Raw genomic sequence first — 21725 nt, 5'->3', positions numbered from 1 at the left:
GGTGCTCCTTTTAAAGGAGCACCTAATATTCTATACGGGTGTAGCTCAGTTGGTAGAGCACCGGTCTCCAAAACCGGGTGTCGGGAGTTCGAGCCTCTCCACCCGTGCAAATAAATAGAGTGATTCAAAATTAAATTTACCCTAAGTAAGTTAGATTAGGCGTTACAAAAAATAAATATAATGGGTATTGTTACATACATTAAAGAGTCTTTTGAAGAATTAAACCAAAAGGTTACTTGGATATCTTTTACTGAAGCTCAAAAATCTACTGTTGTAGTAGCTATTTTTACTGTTTTATTTGCTTTAGCCGTATTTGGCGTTGATAAAGTATTTCAATTAGGTTTAGAACAATATTTTAATATATTTAATTAAAAGAATATGACTGATTCTGTAAAGAAATGGTATGTGGTAAGAGCTATAGGTGGTCAAGAAAATAAAGTTAAGACTTATATTGAGAATGAAATTGCTCGATTGGGTCTTTCCGATCATGTCGACCAAGTGCTGGTGCCTACAGAAAAAGTTATTCAAATACGTCAAGGAAAAAAAGTTAATAAAGAAAAGGTTTATTTTCCGGGCTATATAATGATTCAGGCTAATTTAACTGGAGAACTTCCACATGTTATTAAATCCGTTACTGGGGTAATTGGTTTTTTAGGAGAGGTTAAGGGTGGTGACCCTGTGCCTTTGAGAAAGTCGGAAGTGAACAGAATGTTAGGTAAAGTTGATGAATTGGCGGTTCAAAATGAAAATGTTGCTATCCCTTACGTAAAAGGAGAAACGGTTAAAGTTATTGATGGACCATTCAACGGATTTGACGGTACTATCGAAAATATAAATGAAGAAAAACGTAAACTTGAAGTTATGGTTAAAATCTTTGGGAGAAAAACTCCTTTAGAATTAAGCTATATGCAAGTTGAAAAAGTATAATAAGTGTTACATATTTAGGACTAAATTTAAGCTTTCCATTGAATATAGTCTAAACTAAAGTTTAAAAAATGGCAAAAGAAGTTAGTAAGGTTGTAAAATTACAAGTTCGTGGAGGAGCAGCAAACCCTTCACCACCTGTTGGACCTGCTTTAGGTGCTGCCGGGGTAAACATTATGGAGTTCTGTAAGCAGTTTAATGCTAGAACTCAAGATAGACCGGGCAAGGTATTACCAGTGGTAATTACTGTTTTTAAAGATAAGTCTTTTGACTTTGTTGTAAAAACACCACCTGCAGCAGTACAATTACTAGAAGCTGCTAAAACGAAAAAGGGTTCAGGAGAACCTAATCGTAAAAAAGTAGCGACAGTAACTTGGGACCAAATTAGAACCATTGCTGAAGATAAAATGCAAGATTTGAATGCGTTTAAGGTTGAATCAGCAATGAAAATGGTTGCAGGTACAGCAAGATCAATGGGAATAAGAGTTAAAGGAAGTTTTCCTGCTTAAACTTTATAATTTTATAAAAAAATGTCGAAATTAACTAAAAATAGAAAAGAAGCAAAAGCAAAGGTAGATGCTACAAAAGCATATACTTTAGATGAAGCTTCTGTTTTAGTAAAAGAAATATCTAATGTAAAGTTTGATCCATCTATAGATGTTGCGGTTCGTTTGGGAGTAGATCCTAGAAAAGCAAATCAAATGGTTCGCGGTGTGGTAACATTACCTCATGGAACTGGTAAAGATGTTAAAGTTCTTGCATTGGTAACACCAGATAAAGAAGCTGAAGCTAAAGAAGCGGGTGCTGATTATGTGGGATTAGACGAGTACCTTCAAAAAATAAAAGGAGGATGGACAGATGTTGACGTAATTGTAACCATGCCAAGTGTTATGGGTAAGTTAGGTCCTTTAGGTAGAGTATTGGGTCCGCGTGGCTTAATGCCAAACCCTAAGACCGGTACCGTAACTATGGATGTTGCAAAAGCTGTTGCAGATGTTAAAGGTGGTAAAATTGATTTTAAAGTTGATAAAACAGGAATCATTCATGCTGCCATTGGAAAAGCATCTTTTGATGCCGATAAAATTGCGGGTAATGCTAAAGAATTGTTTACAACAATAATGAAGCTGAAACCGACAACTTCCAAAGGAATATATGTAAAAAGTGTATTTATGTCTAGTACCATGAGTCCTAGCATCCAAATAGATACCAAATCAGTTGTAGCAAGTTAAAAGTTTAGAAAAATGACTAGAGAACAAAAATCACAAGTAATAGACGACTTAACAAGCCAATTAGCTGATAATAGCACTATATACCTTGCGGATATATCAGGCTTAGATGCTTCAAACACTACAAAATTACGTAGAGCTTGTTTTAAAGCTAATGTAAGATTGGCAGTTGTTAAAAATACATTGCTTACCAAAGCAATGGAAAAATCTGATAAAGATTTTGGAGAATTGCCAGAAGTTTTAAAAGGGAACACCTCTTTAATGATTTCAGAAGTTGGTAATGCTCCAGCAAAAGTAATTAAAGAATTCCGTAAAAAATCTGACAGACCGGTTCTCAAAGGAGCTTATATCGAAGAGTCAATTTATGTTGGTGATAACCAATTAGATACTCTTGTAAGCATTAAATCTAAAGAGGAACTTATTGGTGAAGTTATCGGATTGTTACAGTCTCCAGCTAAAAATGTTATTGGGGCATTACAATCAGGTGGTCAGAAATTATCTGGAATTATTAAGACTTTATCAGAAAAATAAAAAGTACGCACTTATAAACTAAATAATAAAAAATTAAAACAAACAAAAATGGCAGAATTAAAAGATTTCGCAGAACAATTAGTTAACTTAACTGTAAAAGAGGTTAACGAATTAGCTGATATTTTAAAAAACGAATACGGTATAGAGCCTGCAGCAGCAGCTGTAGCAGTAGCAGGACCTGGTGCTGGTGCTGGTGAAGATGCGGCAGAAGAAAAATCAGAATTTGATGTAATTTTAAAAGCGGCTGGTGGTTCTAAACTAGCGGTTGTAAAATTAGTTAAAGAATTAACTGGTTTAGGTCTTAAAGACGCTAAAGAATTAGTTGATGGTGCTCCTAAAGCAATTAAAGAAGGAGTATCTAAAGAAGAGGCCGAAGGTCTTAAAACATCTTTAGAAGAAGCTGGAGCTGAGGTTGAGCTTAAATAAGCTCCCTTCCCGTTAAACGGGACTAAACAATTAAGGTTTAGGTCATTACGAAGGTTCGTGATTGACCTAAACCATTTTGCGTATATATTCGTTCTTAAAAGTTCATCGTTTTTTTAATTAAAAAATATCTCCATTGGCAACAAATACAAGTACCGAAAGAGTAAATTTCTCATCTGCAAAGCTTATTACTGACTATCCAGATTTTTTAGATATTCAAGTAAAATCTTTTCAAGATTTTTTCCAGTTGGAAACCAAAGCAGACGAAAGAGGTGATGAAGGTTTATTTAAAACTTTCTCAGACAATTTTCCAATAACCGATACCAGAAATCAATTTGTATTAGAATTTATAGATTATTTTGTTGATCCGCCACGATATTCCATTCAGGAATGTATTGAAAGAGGCTTAACATATAGCGTTCCGTTAAAGGCAAGGCTAAAATTGTATTGTACCGATCCTGAGCATGAGGATTTTGAAACTATTGTACAAGACGTGTATTTAGGTACAATACCTTATATGACGCAAAGTGGTACGTTTGTCATCAATGGTGCTGAGCGTGTCGTTGTATCGCAATTGCACCGTTCGCCAGGGGTTTTCTTTGGTCAATCCTTTCATGCCAATGGTACAAAATTATATTCTGCCAGGGTAATTCCTTTTAAAGGTTCATGGATAGAATTTGCTACGGATATCAACCAAGTAATGTATGCTTATATTGATAGAAAGAAAAAATTACCGGTAACAACATTATTCCGTGCTATTGGTTTTGAACGAGATAAAGATATTCTAGAAATTTTTGATCTTGCTGATGAAATTAAAGTTTCAAAAAGTGGTTTGAAAAAAGTATTGGATCGCAAATTAGCGGCAAGGGTATTGAAAACTTGGCACGAAGATTTTGTTGATGAAGATACTGGAGAAGTTGTTTCTATTGAACGTAACGAGATTATTTTAGATAGGGACACGGTACTTGAAAAAGAGCATATTGAGGAAATTCTCGATGCTGGGGCTAAAACAATTCTTTTACACAAAGAAGATAATCAAATGGGTGATTATGCCATTATACATAACACCTTACAAAAAGATCCTACCAACTCTGAAAAAGAGGCAGTAGAACATATTTACCGTCAGTTGCGTAATGCTGAACCGCCAGATTATGAAACTGCAAAAGGTATTATCAATAAATTGTTCTTTTCTGAACAACGTTACAATTTAGGTGAGGTTGGTCGTTACAGAATGAATAAAAAATTAGGGTTGGATATTGATATTGATGAACGTGTCCTTACCAAAGAAGATATCATTACAATTATTAAGAATTTAATCAAGTTAGTAAATTCTAAAGCTGAAGTTGATGATATTGACCACTTATCAAACCGTCGTGTTAGAACTGTTGGAGAGCAGTTGGCAAGTCAGTTCGGTGTTGGTCTTTCTCGTATGGCCCGTACCATTAGAGAACGTATGAATGTGCGTGATAATGAGGTGTTTACGCCTATAGATTTGATTAATGCAAAAACATTATCTTCGGTTATTAACTCATTTTTTGGTACCAACCAGTTGTCTCAATTTATGGATCAAACCAATCCATTGGCAGAGATTACACACAAAAGAAGATTATCAGCATTAGGCCCTGGAGGTTTATCTAGGGAAAGAGCAGGATTTGAGGTTCGTGATGTTCACTATACACATTATGGTCGACTTTGTCCAATTGAAACACCAGAGGGACCAAATATTGGTCTGATTTCTTCTTTATCTGTTTATGCTAAAGTGAATAATTTAGGTTTTATTGAAACTCCTTATCGAGAGGTGGTTGAAGGTAAAGTTGATATTAAGAAAACACCGATTTACTTGAGTGCTGAAGAGGAAGAAGGTAAAAAAATTGCCCAATCTAATTTAGATTTAGATAAAGAGGGTAAAATAGAATTAGATAAAGTTGTAGCAAGAGAGGAAGGGGATTTTCCATTGGTAACTCCTGAGGAAGTAAACTATATGGACGTATCACCAAATCAGATTTCTTCGATTTCTGCTTCTTTAATTCCATTCTTAGAGCATGATGATGCTAACCGTGCATTAATGGGATCTAACATGATGCGTCAGGCAGTACCTTTAATGAGACCTGAGTCTCCAATAGTAGGTACAGGTTTGGAACGTAGAGTAGCAACGGATTCAAGAATTTTGATAAATGCAGAAGGAAATGGAGTTGTTGAATATGTTGATTCTGATAAAATCACTATAAAATACGACAGAACGGACGAAGAACGATTAGTAAGTTTTACTGAAGATGAAAAAACTTACGATTTAATAAAGTTTAGAAAAACCAATCAAGGTACATCTATTAACTTACATCCCATTGTTGTTAAAGGTGATAAAGTTGTTAAAGGTCAAGTTTTATGTGAAGGGTACGCTACTGAAAAAGGTGAGTTAGCCTTGGGTAGAAATATGAAAGTAGCTTTTATGCCTTGGAAAGGGTACAACTTTGAGGATGCTATCGTAATTTCTGAAAAAGTAGTTCGTGAAGATATTTTTACTTCTATCCATATTGATGAGTATTCTTTAGATGTTAGAGATACTAAATTAGGTGCGGAAGAGCTGACAAATGATATACCAAATGTTAGCGAAGAAGCTACTAAAGATTTGGATGAAAATGGAATGATAAGAATTGGTGCAGAGATAAAACCTGGCGATATTCTTATTGGTAAGATTACTCCAAAAGGGGAATCGGATCCAACTCCAGAAGAAAAGTTATTACGAGCTATTTTTGGTGATAATGCTGGTGATGTAAAGGATGCTTCTTTGAAGGCGTCTCCATCATTAAATGGTGTTGTTATCGATAAAAAGCTGTTCCAAAGAACTATTAAAGATAAAGCGAAAAGAAGTCAAGACAAAGAAGATATAGCAAAACTTGAGGCTGAATTTACGCTTAAATTTGATGAAATCAGAGAGCGTTTAGTTGAAAAACTTTTTAGTTTGGTCAACGGTAAAACCGCACAAGGGGTATTGAACGATTTAGGTGAAGAAGTTTTCCCTAAAGGGAAAAAATATACCTTAAAAATGTTAAATGCCATTAACGATTTTGAATACCTAACCAAAGGTACTTGGACAACCGATGACCATTTAAATAAATTAATCACTGAATTAATTCATAATTATAAAATTAAAGTGAATGATATTCAGGGTGCATTGCGTAGAGAGAAATTTACAATTACCGTAGGTGATGAATTGCCAGCAGGTATTGTAAAACTAGCTAAAGTTTATATTGCTAAAAAACGTAAGCTTAAAGTAGGTGATAAAATGGCAGGTCGTCACGGTAACAAAGGTATTGTAGCTCGTATTGTACGTGCAGAAGATATGCCTTTCTTAGAAGACGGAACACCAGTTGATATTGTATTAAATCCGTTGGGTGTACCATCTCGAATGAACATCGGTCAGATTTATGAAACCGTATTGGGTTGGGCTGGTCAGAAATTAGGTCAAAAATATGCAACGCCAATTTTTGATGGTGCATCAATAGACCAAATTACAGAATTAACCAACAAGGCAGGTGTACCTGAATTTGGACACACTTACTTATATGATGGAGGAACAGGTGAACGTTTTGACCAACCTGCAACTGTGGGTGTTATCTATATGATTAAATTAGGTCACATGATTGAGGATAAAATGCACGCACGTTCTATTGGACCATACTCATTAATCACACAACAACCATTGGGTGGTAAAGCACAGTTTGGTGGTCAACGTTTTGGTGAGATGGAAGTTTGGGCATTAGAAGCTTATGGAGCATCTGCTACGTTAAGGGAAATCTTAACTGTAAAATCGGATGACGTATTAGGTAGGGCCAAAACTTACGAATCTATCGTAAAAGGAGAGCCAATGCCAGAACCTGGTTTACCAGAATCATTTAACGTATTGATGCACGAGTTAAAAGGACTTGGATTAGACGTTAGATTAGAGGAATAACAAAAAAAGTAAGCAGTGTTCAGTATTCAGTTGGCAGTTGCCCTGAATACTGAACACTGCCAACTGAACACTTACAAAATCATGGCAAAACAAAGAGAAAAATACACTGTAAAAAAATTCAATAAAATTTCTATTGGTTTGGCTTCGCCAGAATCAATTCTAGAAAAATCTAGAGGTGAAGTTTTAAAACCTGAAACCATTAATTACCGTACTCATAAACCAGAAAGAGATGGTTTATTTTGTGAGCGTATTTTTGGCCCTATTAAAGATTATGAGTGTGCTTGTGGTAAGTACAAAAGAATTAGATATAAAGGAATTATTTGTGACCGTTGTGGAGTAGAGGTTACTGAAAAGAAAGTTCGTAGAGATAGAGTAGGTCATATTAATTTAGTCGTACCTATTGCCCATATTTGGTATTTTAGATCATTGCCAAATAAAATGGGTTATTTGCTAGGATTACCCTCTAAGAAATTAGATATGATTATTTACTATGAACGCTACGTAGTAATTCAACCTGGTAATGCTAAAAATGCAGAAGGGGAATCGTTAGAAAAAATGGACTTCTTAACCGAAGAAGAATATTTGGATGTTTTAGAATCTTTACCTCAAGATAATCAATATTTAGATGATGAGGATCCAAACAAGTTTATCGCTAAAATGGGTGCGGAGTGTTTGATTGAGCTATTGGCTAGGATTGATCTAGATGCACTTTCTTATGAATTGAGGCACAAAGCAAATACTGAAACTTCAAAACAACGTAAAACCGAGGCTTTAAAAAGATTAAATGTTGTTGAGGCATTTAGAGATGCCAATTTAAATAGGGAAAACAAACCAGAGTGGATGATTATGAAGGTGGTACCTGTTATTCCACCAGAATTACGTCCATTAGTACCGTTAGATGGTGGTCGTTTTGCAACTTCTGATTTAAATGATCTTTATCGCCGTGTAATCATTAGAAACAACCGTTTAAAAAGGTTAATGGAGATTAAAGCTCCTGAAGTTATTTTGCGTAATGAGAAGCGTATGTTGCAAGAATCGGTAGATTCGTTATTTGACAATACTCGTAAATCTTCAGCAGTAAAAACAGAATCTAACAGACCATTAAAATCATTATCAGATTCATTAAAAGGTAAACAAGGACGTTTTCGTCAAAACTTACTGGGTAAGCGTGTTGATTATTCTGCTCGTTCGGTAATTGTTGTTGGGCCTGAGTTAAAATTATACGAGTGTGGATTGCCAAAAGATATGGCAGCCGAATTGTACAAACCTTTTGTAATTAGAAAATTAATTGAAAGAGGAATCGTAAAAACGGTAAAATCCGCTAAGAAAATTATAGATAAAAGAGAACCTGTAGTTTGGGATATTTTAGAGAATGTCTTAAAAGGACATCCTGTACTACTGAATCGTGCTCCAACATTACACCGTTTAGGTATTCAAGCTTTTCAACCAAAATTAATTGAGGGTAAAGCAATACAATTACACCCATTGGTATGTACCGCCTTTAATGCGGATTTTGATGGTGACCAAATGGCTGTTCATTTACCGTTAGGTCCAGAAGCTATCTTGGAAGCTCAGTTGTTAATGCTGGCTTCGCATAGTATTTTGAATCCTGCTAATGGTTCCCCAATTACTGTACCTTCTCAGGATATGGTATTAGGTTTGTATTACATGACCAAAGAGCGTAAAACAGATAAAGATTATACAGTAAAAGGTGAAGGAAGTATTTTTTACTCTCCCGAGGAAGTAAATATTGCTTTTAACGAAAAGAAAGTAGATCTTAATGCTGGTATAAAAGTTAGAACGAAAGATTTTAATGAAAAAGGTGAATTAACAACTCAGATCGTTGAAACTACGGTAGGTAGGGTTTTATTCAACGAGGTTGTTCCTGAAGAAGCAGGATTTGTTAATGAAGTTTTAACTAAAAAATCATTGAGAGATATTATTGGTCGTATCTTAAAAGTGACTGATGTTCCAACAACAGGTGAGTTTTTAGATGCAATTAAAGGTATGGGATATCAATTTGCATTTAGAGGTGGATTGTCGTTTAGCTTAGGTGATATAATTATTCCTAAAGAAAAAACTTCAATGATAGATTCTGCAAACGAGCAAGTTGACACCATTACTTCTAGTTATAATATGGGTATGTTAACTAATAAGGAACGCTATAACCAAGTAATTGATATTTGGAGTTCTACAAACAACAAGTTGACAGAGCTTTCCATGAAACGTTTAAGAGAAGACCAACAAGGGTTTAACTCTGTATATATGATGCTTGATTCTGGTGCAAGGGGTTCTAAAGAACAAATCCGTCAGTTAACAGGTATGCGTGGATTAATGGCGAAACCAAAAAAATCTACAGCAGGTGGTGGAGAGATTATTGAAAACCCGATTCTTTCTAACTTTAAAGAAGGATTATCTATTCTAGAATACTTTATCTCTACGCACGGTGCTCGTAAAGGTCTTGCAGATACCGCTTTAAAAACGGCTGATGCAGGTTATTTAACCCGTCGTCTGGTTGATGTTTCTCAAGATGTTATCATTAACGAACACGATTGTGGAACGTTGAGAGGTCTTGAAGTATTCCCATTAAAGAAAAACGAAGAAATTGTAGAGTCTTTAGGTGAACGAATTTTTGGTAGAACTTCTTTAAACAATGTCAGAAATCCGTTAACAGATGAAATTATAGTTGGTGAGGGTGAGCAAATTGATGAAGATGTTGTAGCAATTATTGAATCATTACCTATTGAAAGTGTAGAGGTGCGTTCAGCATTAACCTGTGAATCTGCTAAAGGTATTTGTGCAAAATGTTATGGTAATAGTTTGTCAACCCGTAAAATGGTTCAAATCGGTGAAGCTGTAGGAGTTATCGCTGCACAATCTATTGGAGAACCTGGTACACAGTTAACATTGCGTACGTTCCACGTAGGTGGTATTGCTGGTAACATTTCTGAGGATAACAAATTAGTGGCCAAGTTTGATGGAGATGTTGAGATTGAAGATTTAAATACGGTTCAAGGTCTTGACAATGATGGTAATAAAGTTGATATTGTAATTTCTAGAACTTCTGAGATTAAAATTATCGATAAGAAAACTGGTATTACATTAAGCAATAATAATATTCCTTATGGTTCGTATCTTTTTGTAAAAGATGCTAAAACCATTAAGAAAGGTGATGTTATTTGTCAATGGGATCCTTACAATGGTGTAATTGTTTCTGAATTTAAAGGTAAAATCGGATTTGAAAATATAGATCAAGGTATTACTTATCAAGTTGAGATAGATGAACAAACTGGTTTCCAAGAAAAAGTAATTTCCGAATCAAAGAATAAAAAAGTAGTTCCTACTTTATTAATATTGGATTCTAAAGGTGAAGAAATCAGGTCTTACAGTTTACCTGTAGGTGCCCACTTGATGGTTGAAGAAGGAGAAAAAATTGATGCTGGTAAAGTGTTGGTTAAAATACCTAGAAAATCTGGTAAAGCTGGTGATATCACAGGGGGTCTTCCAAGAGTAACGGAATTGTTTGAGGCTCGTAATCCATCTAACCCTTCAGTAGTTTCTGAAATTGACGGTGTGGTTTCTTTTGGTAAAATTAAGCGTGGTAACCGTGAGATAATTGTTGAGTCTAAATTAGGTGACATTAGAAAATATTTAGTAAAACTTTCTAATCAAATCTTAGTTCAAGAAAATGACTTTATTAAAGCAGGGATGCCATTATCCGATGGAGCTGTAACACCAACCGATATTTTAAATATTAAAGGGCCTGGTGCGGTTCAAGAGTATTTAGTAAACGAAATCCAAGAAGTATATAGGCTTCAAGGGGTTAAGATAAATGATAAACACTTTGAGGTGGTAGTACGTCAAATGATGCGTAAAGTTAGAATTATTGATTCTGGAGATACTATTTTCTTAGAAAATCAATTGATTCATAAAAATGACTTTATTGAAGAAAATGATGAAATTTACGGAATGAAAGTGGTTGATGATGCTGGTGATTCTGAAAACCTAAAAGCAGGTATGATTGTTTCTGCACGTAAATTAAGGGATGAAAACTCGATTTTACGTAGAGCTGATAAGAACTTAGTAGTAGCAAGAGAGGCAGTTCCTGCAACAGCAGAACCTATCTTACAGGGTATTACAAGAGCGTCGTTACAGACCAAATCGTTTATTTCAGCGGCATCTTTCCAAGAGACTACTAAAGTATTAAATGAAGCTGCGGTTAGTGGTAAAGTTGATACCTTAGAAGGTCTAAAAGAAAATGTTATTGTTGGTAAGAAAATACCAGCAGGTACAGGTATGCGTTTCTACGATAATATGATTGTAGGCTCAAAGGCAGAAATGGAAGAGAACTAAAAAATGATTCCCTGATGGCTTTTGCCTCAGGGTTTCTGGTTTTACCTCTCCTTGGGAGAGGTCGGAACTGCTTTTGGCAGTTCAGGGTGAGGTAAAATATAAAATTCATTGACTATAAAATTAAAACTAACAGGAGAATACCTCGCTCAACCGCTTAGTTTTAAAATAGTTTGATTTTAAATTTTATATTTATGGCAGAAGATAAAAATAAAGACCATCAATTAAATATTGAATTGGATGAGAGTATTGCAGATGGCACTTATGCTAATCTGGCAATAATCAATCATTCAGTATCTGAGTTTGTTGTTGACTTTGTAAATGTTATGCCAGGAACACCAAAAGCTAAAGTTAAATCAAGAATTATATTAACGCCGCAACACGCAAAACGTTTAACAAAGGCGTTGGCTGAAAATGTAAGCAGATTTGAAAAGGCCCATGGTGAAATTAAAGATTACGAGCAACCGCCAATTCCAATGAATTTTGGACCGACGGGGCAGGCGTAAACTAGACCAAAAAAATTGATACGTTGATTGGTTTTTAAGGTTGCTCGAAATGTTTTTTTTAGCAACCTCCAATTTCAATGAACTTTGGATCGACGGGTCAAGCATAAATAAGTAAAACGCCTCCACTGATTAGTGGGGGCGTTTTTATCTTACTTGATATGAACTTTAAAAAATTTTGGACATACCCACTTTTATTCGGAATACTCGGAGCTTTATTAGGACTAATTTTACGCTACGCTTACACCGGAGCCATTAACGGTTTTCCTTTTAAAAACGTATTACATTCGCATAGCCATGTAATGCTATTGGGATTTGTTTTTAATGGGCTGTTGGTAATTGTATGGTCTAATTTCACATCCCATATTGACAAAATAACTTTCCGCTTATTTTTAATGCTGCAACTTTGTATAGCCCTATTCTCAGTAGCATTTGTACTACAGGGGTATGCTCTTTTTTCTATACTGTTTTCTACTACTCATTTATGGATAAGTTATATTTTGTTAATCAGACTCTGGAAACAGGTTTCGGAAGATAATCCGCAACATAAATTAATAAGGCTAGGGATTATTTTCCATTTCCTTTCCAGTTTAGGACCTTATATGTTAGGATCATTAATGGCAATGGAAATGCAAACTTCCCCTTGGTATCAACAAGCCATATTTTTTTATTTGCACTTTCAATATTTTGGGGTGTTTTTTGTCTGGATGTTGGCTGTGTTATTTAAAAAAGTAGAAATTAGTTTAACGAAAAAGGAATCAATAGCACTTGCGGTTAGTCTAATCTTTCTTTTTGCACATTCTTTGGATTTTAGTTTTAACCATTGGTCAATTCAGTTTTTTGGAAGCATTGGTTCGGTCGGATTGTTTTTATTATTACTAAATTTTGTTAAACGGTTTAATGTATTAAATAATGGATATAAGCTCATTTATTTAGGTGTTCTAATTATTGCTTTTTTTAATATAATAGGAAGTGTCCCTCCAATAGCCAACTTATTAGTTGAAAGCCGTTTTATACTAATTGCTTGGCTTCATTTGTTGTTTTTGGGTATTTATACGCCGTTTATTTGGTTGTCTTTGTCCAAAAAAGTTCATCCTCTGGTATGGTGGTTATATGGTTTGGCATTATTTAGTTCTGAAATAGCACTAGTTTTTCCTAAAGCAATTACAAATTTTATTTCTATACCAATACTATGGTTTTTGTTTGTAAGTTATTTAGGTATATTTTTATGTATTTGTTGGGTACATATTACTAATCTTTTGAATTTTGGCAGAAAGAAAGTAATCAAGAGATAAATTATTATAAAACAAATTCCTCTTAAAGATAAAGTACCATTTTAATATTACTTCGTTGGTAAGGACTATCTTTTTCTAATTCAACTTCCTTAAAGCCATATTTTCTATAAATATATATGGCATTTTCTAAAATGGTGCTTGAATATATAATGAGTTTTTCCCAATCTTTCTGTTTTGCAAAATCTATACAATATTGCAGAAGTTGCTGTCCAATTTTATGCCCTTGAAACTCTGGAACAACTGCCATTTTACTTAATTCAAACCCTTCCTTTTCGTTCATTAAGGCTACTGTTCCGGCAACTTTATTGTTTACTAGGGCAAAGAAGATAAAACCGCCTTTATTAATAATATAGTCTTTTGCGTTTTCTAAAACTTCTTTATCGTGTGCTTCTACATAAAAGTATTTCTTTAACCAAGCTATGTTTAAATCTTTAAATTTAGAAGCATATTTATCCGAATAAGGAACAATCTTAATTTCCATTTGCTACATCTTACTATTTACAAATTCAATTACTTCTTTTTCCGCTTTCAAAGCATTTTGATATATTTTTTCGGCTTTCGAGATAATTTCTTCCGCAAATTTTCTGTCTTTTAAATCTTTGGCATTGATGCGAACGTTAAAGTATGCACCAATTACTGCGGTTCTAGCACATAATGCTCCAACGGCAGCATCGGAAAGTGAACTGGGCAAACCTTCTTTAACCATGGCCTGCATTACCTCCATGGAATTATAAGCGGTCTCCATAACTTGAAACGGAATTTCGGTTGCATATTTGGTAGCATCTTCAATAGCTTGTTTTCTGAGTTCTTTCTCTTCGTCAGTTCCTTTTGGCATTCTAAAACCATCAATAATTTTACCAAAGGCATTGGTATCTTCGTCAACTAAAAAAAGTAATTTTTCTTTAAATGCTTGTCCTTTTTCTGCCCAATCGGAATAATATTTCCATTTATCGTCCCAACCTGCCTTGTGCGAAGACAAATTAGCGACCATTGTGCCTAAAGCTGCACCTAAGGCTCCAGTATAAGCAGAGATTGAGCCTCCACCGGGAGCAACGGATTCACTTGCGGTAACATCTGCAAAATCCGTTAAGGATAAATCAATTAATTTTTTTTCGGCATCCTTGTTCAACACATACTCAATAATTTTTTCTTGTGGATTGAAAGGTTTTAAATCATCCAGCCCCAAAGATTTTACGGCTATTTTTATTTTTTCACTTTCTGTTATTCCTAAAGAACGTTGTTGTTTTTCCAAAAAATAATCGGCAGCTGCTAACATGGCTTTAAGCGGAATAAGGCCTACTAGTTCAGACCCAGTTACTCTCAATCCACGTTCGTCAGCAGCTTTAAGGGTTTCATCAAAAGCAATGTGCATTGGTGTAATAGATATGTTGGTCAAGTTATACGATATTTGGGCTATACCGTATTCCTCAATATACCAACCAATCCCTTTAACCGATTTCAATTTCCCCGGAATGCGAACAGGCATACCGTTACTATCCAATACTTTTTTACCGGTTATAGGATTGCCTTCTCTTTTAATCCTACCCGCTTCACGCATGTCAAATGCAATGGCATTAGCCCTTCTAGTTGAGGTGGTGTTCAAATTGATGTTGTAGGCTATTAGAAAATCACGTGCTGAAATGGCAATGGCCCCAGTTCTTGCTACACTTTCGTTAAATTCAGCTGGACCAAAATCAGGTTTCCATTCGGTGTTTGTCAATTTTTTGGGTAAACCCTCATATTCCCCCGCTCGACAATTGGCCAAGTTTTTTCGCTTCGTTTCTTTAGCAGCGGTTTCATAAAAATATCCGGGAATACCGAGTTCATTTCCTACACGCTCACCCAATTGATGGGCATATTTTGCCGTTTCTTCAAGGCTAATCCCAGAAATAGGAACTAAAGGACAAACATCGGTAGCTCCAAAACGTGGATGTTCACCTGAATGTTTACGCATATCAATAAGTTCCGCAGCTTTTTTTATCAATCTGAAAGCTGCTTCTATAACGGGTTCTGGTTCGCCTACAAAAGTAATTACGGTGCGGTTGGTGGCTTTTCCAGGATCAACTTCGAGCAATTTTACGCCCTCAACCGTTTCAACAACTTTTGCTATGGTATTAATTTTTTCATTATCACGACCTTCACTAATATTAGGCACACATTCTATCAATTTTTTTTGCATTTGATCGGGGTTTTCAGTTTTAAAAAACTCAAAGTTATATTTTGTTTTTTGAATAAGTTATATTTTGTTAAAAAATTAAGAAAATAACTGGTTAAAATTCCTTAGTTTTGCCGCGAATTTAAAAACAAATAAGAATGAAAATAGTAAAATTTTTTACAGTTATATTTATGTCGGCCGTACTTTTTTCTTGTAACAGTCAAGGCGTTACAAAAAAGTCTTTAAATAGTGAAATTGATTCGGTCAGTTATGCTATAGGCTTAAATATGGCCAACAACCTAAAGCAAAATTTTGAGGAAATAGATAATGATTTATTTGTTCAGGGTTACATAAACGGGATGGATTCAACAAATATGCTAGTGCCGGTTAATAAAACCGACAGCATCTTAAGAGCTTATTTTCAGAAAAAACAAATTGCAGATCAGAAAAAGCAACAAGAGGAAGCTTTAGCAAAAGCCGAAGAAGAATTTGCAGATAATAAAGCTGCCAGCGAAAAATTTTTAGAAGAAAATAAATCAAAGGAAGGCGTTGTTACTACTGATAGTGGTTTGCAATATATTGTGCTAAAAGAGGGTACAGGAGAAAAACCTTTGCCTACTTCTAAAGTAAAAGTACATTATCATGGAACTACAATAGATGGAACTGTTTTTGACAGTTCTGTAGAAAAAGGAGAGCCTTATTCGCCAGTAATTAATCAAATGATTAAAGGTTGGATCGAAGGTATTCCATTAATGAAAGAAGGTGCCAAATATAAGTTCTTTATACCTTCTGATTTAGCTTATGGAGCTTTTCCAAGACCAGGCGGGCCAATCAAACCATTTTCAACACTTATTTTTGAAGTTGAATTGTTAGAGATAATCCAGAAGTAGGTACTTACCTTAAACATAAAATTAAAAAGGAGCAATTTTTGCTCCTTTTTTTATGGACTTTATTTACTATCCGCCTTGACCATGATTTAATATAGTTGCTAAATAAAAATTCAACACATAAAACGAAATAAATATCGCAGAAAACAGAAAAATCAGCAAGTTGATTCTGCTCTTTTTAATTTGATTATAAACTATTAAAACATAGATAAATATTATTGAAAAAATAATGTTCAATCCAATAAAAATGGGGAAATATTTCTCTTGGGTATGTTCTAATTCAGATAAATATCCATCTGGAAAGCCCATCATGTCATACTCATAATAGTTAACCAATGCCAAAAGAAAGGCAAAAATAACTAAAAAGGATATTCCTATTTTTTTTATTTTTTCCATAAATTAATTATAAATCATTAAACGTTTTTTTTAAGAATATAGTTTTATTTTAATATGTCAAGACAAAATACTCAACGATTGATCGATTAAAATTACACGGAAATGGGTAAATATATTCCCCTGAAAATTGGGATTTTATGTTTTGCGTTAATTTTAAAAGTGTTACAGCACACCTTTGGTTAGAAAAGTTTTTAGTTTTAGCTTTATAAAAAACAATAAACATGAATATTTTTGAAGCCTTAAGAAAAGACCACGATACCCAACGTGACTTATTAAAAAAATTAATAAAAACCTCTGGAGATACCAAAAAAAGAGATGAAATTTTTAAAGCGGTAAAAAAAGAACTGGAAATACATGCCGATGCCGAAGAACGCTTCTTTTATAAACCCCTTATTTCTGTTGATATGACGCAAGAACATTCTAGACATGGAATTGCAGAGCATCATGAAATAGATGAATTGATAGAAGATTTAGAAAAAACGGACTACGATTCATCTGCCTGGTTAAAAATTGCTAAAGATTTAAAGGAAAAGGTAGAACATCATTTAAAAGATGAGGAACATGCTTTTTTTCAATTGGCCGGTAAGGTTTTTTCAGAAGCTCAAAAAAAAGACCTTGCCAAAAGTTATCAAAGCTATATGAAGAATAATGATGAAAAAGCATAAAAATGTTTTATAAAATATCCAATATTGCGAATAAAAAAATAATAGAAGAAGAACTGGAAATACGGTACAAATTCCCCGAAATTTATAAACAGGAATCTGTAATTAACGGACTAAAAGAATCCAACTTATCAGTAGTAACCCAAGAAAACCCTGACCAAATTAGTTATGCAATTTGGGGATTGCTACCTGAGGAATTTGATGACAATTGGAGCGTTTTTCAGGATGTTACCAATACTTTAAATACTGATTTAGAGCAGGTTGAAGACAGAAACGAACTCTACACAAAATCTTTGGCCCACAAACGCTGCCTAATAATTGCTACGGGATTTTTTACCTCTTATTTGTTTAATGGCAAGGTGTTTCCGTATTATATTCACTTACCCGATGAAAAGCCATTCTGTTTTGCAGGAATTTATAATGAATTGGATGATGGATTTTTGACATGCTCTATTTTAATATCAAAGACAGTTCCATACTTAAAGAACATACCACATATTAGCTCAAAGTTGCCTGTAATTCTTGAACCCAAAAACTATAAATATTGGCTACAAGACAATTTATCTTTAGATGCTATTCAGATGATGTTGGCCAGCCAAGATAAAATGGATTTTGAAGCGTATCCTATTTCAAGGAATTTTTACAAGAAAAAGTTTGACCATCATCATATTTTACAGCCTATCAAAGATTTTAGTAATCTGAATTGAGTCTTAAAAAAAAATAGGATTTTTTCTTAATTGTTTGAGTATGACTGGTTATCTGGTTTCAGCAATAATACAGCAAATACAAACCGAACCTGTCTGCCGACAGGCAGGTAGAAATTCCGCGAGTTTCGCTAGGTATAAAGATTCAGAAGATGGCAAAAACCGAACAATTAATTATTTACGGTGCTACTACCAATATATTCTAATTATAAAATATTTAAATAATCTAGCCTACGTTTAACTTCAAGGTTTTCAACAACAGTTGCAGAAATATTTTTAAGTTGAATATCAAATTTATATTTATGTTGGTTGGATTGCATCAAAACAATTGAATTTAATATCAGCAGAGCTTCCGCAGGTTTTTTAGAATTGTATAACGCATCTATCATAACAGATGAAGGATCCTCAATCTTTGTTATTCCCAAATATTCGGCTGCCCGCATACGATTTAAATTTTCTGTATCATTGTAGGCAATAGCTCGTATTATTTTTTCTAACGGCTTAGCACTTTCTTTAAAGATACTACATGTTATTAATCCCCAATACCTTTCCCATGGGTCTTCAGAATTTAAACTATTGATTATTTCCTCTTTTACACTTTTATACTCTGACAGGCACAAATTTGAAATATCTACATATTTCTTAATTTCTCCCTTGTGTAATCTTCCAAATTCAACAGGGTTGTAAAAAGCATTTTCAATTAAGAAATGTTCTGGGTAAAAAGACAAATCCGGCATTTTTTTAACCCATGTGTTTAGACGTTGTCGCAGGTCAATAGTAATATCAAGATACTTTGGGTCTGCAATAAGATTTTTAGTCTCAAAAGGATCAGATTCAATATCAAAAAGCATTTCTGGTACACGATCTTTGTAGAAAGCAGATTGTTCTTTATTTAATTTACCGTCTTTATACATTGACTGCCATTCTTGATAAGCGAGCTGTTTATAGCGATAGTTATTCATTAAGCCATCATAATTAAATGGCTGATAACTTCTGATGTATTTATATTTCCCTTTTCTTATAGATCTTACATGGTCATATTTTTCGTCAAATCTATCGGCATAACCGAATGTCTCATCTCTAGCATTCACTTCTTCGTTACTAATATTCTTCCCCAAGAAGGCTCTTCCGTCTATGCCTTTCGGAATTTTGGCTCCAGCTAAGTTTAATACAGTTGGTGCTAAGTCAATGAAACTCACAAACCCATTAACGGTACTTCCTTTTTTAACATCTATCAAATGTTCATATTTTTGAGGTACATGGACAACAAGAGGTACATGTAGTCCTGTTTCATAAAGGTATCCTTTGCTTCCTGGCAACACTCCCCCGTGATCTCCAAAATAAAATATAAACGTGTTTTCGAGTAAACTGTCTTTTTCGAGTTCTTTAATAACTTCACCTACCTTATAATCCATTTCCTGAATCTTATCACGATAAAATGCATTGGTATATCTAAAAATCTTAGTGTCTGGATGATTCGATTGTACTTTAAAGCTATTTTCATCAGTCTTAGTAACAACCTGATTCATTTCCTTTTCTGTAAAATGAAGCCCTCCTTCATGAGTAGTACTAATATTAAAGACATGGAAAAACGGCTGCCCTAGAGTTCTATTTTTCCACGAAGCATTTCTAGAAGACTCATCCCAGACGTTATCTCCTTTAACTATGTTGTAATCTTCCTTGCTGTTATTGGTTGTATAGTAACCCACTTCGCGTAAATAGGCAGGGAACATCATCAACGAATCGGGCATAGGAACTTTTGTTATTTTTCTATGAAACTGAGCAGCTAATCTTGGGGCGTAACTTCCGGAAATTATTGTTGAACGGGCAACACTACAGACAGGTGCATTAGAAAATGCCCGACTGTAAATTATTCCATGATCTGCAAGTGATTCAATGTTGGGTGTTGAAATACCATTATCATCAAACATTTTCAAATAATGCTTTGAATTGTCCTCTGATATTATCCAAACAATGTTTGGTTTTTCAATTTTATGTTTATCAACACTACACGAAAAGGAAAGAGTCAAATAAAAAATTAATTGAATTAAGATTACGAATTGTTTTTGAATGTATTTCATGGTAGTGATAATTAGTGGTAACGGTCTAGCTAAGTTGCGTTTTAATACAGTTCAGGTTTTGTTAGTATCAGCTTCTACTTCTTTTCTTCACGCAAAATCTTTTCCATTTTACGCCCTTTAGCTAATTCATCAATCAACTTTTCCATTCGTCTGCAATCGCGATACAAGGTAAATTCTTCAGATATTTCTTCAATACGATATCCGCATACTACACCTTTAATCATATGTGCATTTTTATGGATTTTGGCTCCTTCAAAAAAATCTCTAAAAGTTCCGTTACCACTAATAAATGATTCTAATATATCCTGATTATAACCCGTTAACCACAAAATAACTTGATCGAGTTCTTCTTTGGTTCTACCGTGTTTTTCTATTCTATTAAGGTAATGAGGATAAATAGACCCAAAATTCATTTTTGCGATTTGCTCATTTTTTTCTGCGGTTACTTCTGCCATGACTTGTAATTTATTGATGCTAATGTATTTTCATGTATAATTTCGTTGTGTGAGAACTAAGTTAGCAAAAAGAAGCGAACCAATTGTTCAGTAGCAATTAATTTTATACGTCTTAAGCTGGCTTTTTTCCATTTGCTATTATTCTACATTGTTCAAATTCCATTCCGGGATAAGTTTCATTTGCCCAATCACTTAACAACTTTAAAACGGGTAAAAGTCCAACTGCTTTTTCGGTTAATGAATATTCAACTCTTGGTGGAATTTCAGCAAAAGCCTGTCTTAAAAGTAATCCATCATTTTCCAATTCTTTCAATTGATTAGTCAGTACTTTTTTTGAGATTGTTGGGATAAGTGCATTTAACATTCCAAATCGCATAGAACCATTTGATAATAAGTATAAAATAATCGGTTTCCATTTATTGCCAATTATGTTCATCGTATGCACAAGGGAACAAGCATTTGGATTTTCTATATATTTTCTTGCCATTAGTTACTTTTTGGTTACCACTATTTGTTCAAATGAACAGTTTAATGGTTTATTTTTTAAACTAATATTAGTTTCTTTGCGATACAAATATAATTAATAATTTAAAATGAAAAATATTTTTATAATCAACGGTCATCAGAAATATCCATTTTCAGAAGGAAAACTAAATACAAGTTTCGTTGATAAAGCTGAAACATTTTTTAACAGTAAAGAATTTCTAGTTAAGAAAACTACAATGGAAGATAATTATGATGTAAATGAGGAAATCGAAAAATTTAAATGGGCAGATATTATCTTTTTTCAAACGCCTTTAAATTGGATGGGGGTAAGTTGGTCATTTAAAAAATATATTGATGAAGTGTTTTCTATGGGTATGATGGGTGAAATGTCTGATGGTGATGGTAGAAGTAAAGAGGCACCAAAGAAAAATTATGGGTTAGGTGGAAAGTTAAAAGGAAAGTATATGATGTCAGTAACAGCTAATGCACCAAAAGAAGCTTTTAATAATCCAGAGGAAACATTTTTTAATGGAATGAGTGAAGATGATTTGCTAAAACCAATGCACTTAAATTTTAAATGGTTTGGATTTGAACCATTACCAACGTTTATGGCATATGATGTAATGAAAAATCCCGAAATAGATAAGGATTTTGAGAGATTCGAAAAACATTTAGAAAATAACTTTTAAAACTTT

General features: G+C 34.0%; 20 protein-coding genes and 1 tRNA gene. 15 read left to right on the top strand and 6 right to left on the bottom strand.

Features of this window, described 5'->3' with window-relative positions; all coding sequences use genetic code 11:
* The first annotated feature begins 34 nt into the window (after positions 1 to 34).
* From UMM65_RS01740 to UMM65_RS01690, 11 genes are all read left to right on the top strand, one after another.
* A tRNA-Trp gene (locus UMM65_RS01740) sits at positions 35 to 107 on the top strand.
* 73 nt (positions 108 to 180) lie between these two features.
* Positions 181 to 372, top strand: coding sequence for a preprotein translocase subunit SecE (gene secE / locus UMM65_RS01735; RefSeq protein WP_415859539.1), 192 nt, complete (start codon positions 181 to 183; stop codon positions 370 to 372).
* A gap of 6 nt (positions 373 to 378) precedes the next feature.
* Complete coding sequence (gene nusG / locus UMM65_RS01730) at positions 379 to 927, top strand: transcription termination/antitermination protein NusG (RefSeq protein ID WP_321974736.1); 549 nt, start codon at positions 379 to 381, stop codon at positions 925 to 927.
* 68 nt (positions 928 to 995) lie between these two features.
* Entirely contained in the window at positions 996 to 1433 is a 438-nt protein-coding gene (rplK, locus tag UMM65_RS01725) for a 50S ribosomal protein L11 (protein WP_321974735.1), read from the top strand.
* Positions 1434 to 1454: 21 nt separating this feature from the next.
* The gene (gene rplA, locus UMM65_RS01720; protein ID WP_321974734.1) at positions 1455 to 2153 is read left to right on the top strand and encodes a 50S ribosomal protein L1; all 699 of its coding nucleotides are present in this window, start codon (positions 1455 to 1457) and stop codon (positions 2151 to 2153) included.
* Between the two features lie 12 nt (positions 2154 to 2165).
* Positions 2166 to 2681, top strand: coding sequence for a 50S ribosomal protein L10 (gene rplJ, locus UMM65_RS01715; protein WP_321974733.1), 516 nt, complete (start codon positions 2166 to 2168; stop codon positions 2679 to 2681).
* A 48-nt stretch (positions 2682 to 2729) separates the two neighbouring features.
* Positions 2730 to 3107 carry a 50S ribosomal protein L7/L12 gene (gene rplL / locus UMM65_RS01710; RefSeq protein ID WP_321974732.1) on the top strand — a complete coding sequence of 126 codons (378 nt, stop codon included), beginning with the start codon at positions 2730 to 2732 and terminating at the stop codon, positions 3105 to 3107.
* A 133-nt stretch (positions 3108 to 3240) separates the two neighbouring features.
* Entirely contained in the window at positions 3241 to 7056 is a 3816-nt protein-coding gene (rpoB, locus tag UMM65_RS01705; RefSeq protein WP_321974731.1) for a DNA-directed RNA polymerase subunit beta, read from the top strand.
* An 81-nt stretch (positions 7057 to 7137) separates the two neighbouring features.
* Positions 7138 to 11409, top strand: a complete 4272-nt coding sequence (gene rpoC / locus UMM65_RS01700; RefSeq protein ID WP_321974730.1) for a DNA-directed RNA polymerase subunit beta' — start codon at positions 7138 to 7140, stop codon at positions 11407 to 11409.
* Between the two features lie 191 nt (positions 11410 to 11600).
* Complete coding sequence (locus UMM65_RS01695) at positions 11601 to 11912, top strand: DUF3467 domain-containing protein (RefSeq protein ID WP_321974729.1); 312 nt, start codon at positions 11601 to 11603, stop codon at positions 11910 to 11912.
* 158 nt (positions 11913 to 12070) lie between these two features.
* On the top strand, positions 12071 to 13204 hold the full coding sequence (locus UMM65_RS01690) for a hypothetical protein (RefSeq protein WP_321974728.1): 1134 nt from the start codon (positions 12071 to 12073) through the stop codon (positions 13202 to 13204).
* A 22-nt stretch (positions 13205 to 13226) separates the two neighbouring features.
* On the opposite strand, the gene UMM65_RS01685 is transcribed toward UMM65_RS01690, so the two are convergent.
* Both UMM65_RS01685 and ftcD read right to left on the bottom strand, forming a co-directional pair.
* On the bottom strand, positions 13227 to 13685 hold the full coding sequence (locus tag UMM65_RS01685) for a GNAT family N-acetyltransferase (protein ID WP_321974727.1): 459 nt from the start codon (positions 13683 to 13685) through the stop codon (positions 13227 to 13229).
* A gap of 3 nt (positions 13686 to 13688) precedes the next feature.
* Complete coding sequence (gene ftcD, locus UMM65_RS01680; RefSeq protein ID WP_321974726.1) at positions 13689 to 15383, bottom strand: glutamate formimidoyltransferase; 1695 nt, start codon at positions 15381 to 15383, stop codon at positions 13689 to 13691.
* Positions 15384 to 15517: 134 nt separating this feature from the next.
* Here ftcD and UMM65_RS01675 point away from each other — a divergent pair, with 134 nt between their 5' ends.
* On the top strand, positions 15518 to 16249 hold the full coding sequence (locus UMM65_RS01675; RefSeq protein WP_321974725.1) for an FKBP-type peptidyl-prolyl cis-trans isomerase: 732 nt from the start codon (positions 15518 to 15520) through the stop codon (positions 16247 to 16249).
* 66 nt (positions 16250 to 16315) lie between these two features.
* Here UMM65_RS01675 and UMM65_RS01670 read toward each other — a convergent pair whose 3' ends face one another.
* Positions 16316 to 16642 carry a hypothetical protein gene (locus tag UMM65_RS01670; protein WP_321974724.1) on the bottom strand — a complete coding sequence of 109 codons (327 nt, stop codon included), beginning with the start codon at positions 16640 to 16642 and terminating at the stop codon, positions 16316 to 16318.
* Positions 16643 to 16863: 221 nt separating this feature from the next.
* On the opposite strand from UMM65_RS01670, the gene UMM65_RS01665 reads away from it, so the two are divergent.
* The gene (locus tag UMM65_RS01665) at positions 16864 to 17307 is read left to right on the top strand and encodes a hemerythrin domain-containing protein (RefSeq protein ID WP_321974723.1); all 444 of its coding nucleotides are present in this window, start codon (positions 16864 to 16866) and stop codon (positions 17305 to 17307) included.
* Between the two features lie 2 nt (positions 17308 to 17309).
* On the top strand, positions 17310 to 18011 hold the full coding sequence (locus UMM65_RS01660; RefSeq protein WP_321974722.1) for an SOS response-associated peptidase: 702 nt from the start codon (positions 17310 to 17312) through the stop codon (positions 18009 to 18011).
* A 203-nt stretch (positions 18012 to 18214) separates the two neighbouring features.
* Here UMM65_RS01660 and UMM65_RS01655 read toward each other — a convergent pair whose 3' ends face one another.
* The 3 genes from UMM65_RS01655 to UMM65_RS01645 form a co-directional block, all read right to left on the bottom strand.
* Complete coding sequence (locus UMM65_RS01655; protein WP_321974721.1) at positions 18215 to 20089, bottom strand: sulfatase family protein; 1875 nt, start codon at positions 20087 to 20089, stop codon at positions 18215 to 18217.
* 74 nt (positions 20090 to 20163) lie between these two features.
* Positions 20164 to 20544, bottom strand: a complete 381-nt coding sequence (locus UMM65_RS01650; protein ID WP_321974720.1) for a DUF2200 domain-containing protein — start codon at positions 20542 to 20544, stop codon at positions 20164 to 20166.
* 112 nt (positions 20545 to 20656) lie between these two features.
* Complete coding sequence (locus tag UMM65_RS01645; RefSeq protein ID WP_321974719.1) at positions 20657 to 21031, bottom strand: winged helix-turn-helix transcriptional regulator; 375 nt, start codon at positions 21029 to 21031, stop codon at positions 20657 to 20659.
* Positions 21032 to 21137: 106 nt separating this feature from the next.
* Between UMM65_RS01645 and UMM65_RS01640 the strand changes: the two genes are divergently transcribed.
* Positions 21138 to 21719, top strand: a complete 582-nt coding sequence (locus tag UMM65_RS01640) for an NAD(P)H-dependent oxidoreductase (protein ID WP_321974718.1) — start codon at positions 21138 to 21140, stop codon at positions 21717 to 21719.
* The last annotated feature ends 6 nt before the right edge of the window (positions 21720 to 21725 follow it).

The sequence above is a fragment of the Aureibaculum koreense genome, assembly GCF_034296135.1.
Lineage (GTDB): Bacteria > Bacteroidota > Bacteroidia > Flavobacteriales > Flavobacteriaceae > Aureibaculum.
This window is presented reverse-complemented; position numbering and strand designations above follow the sequence as displayed.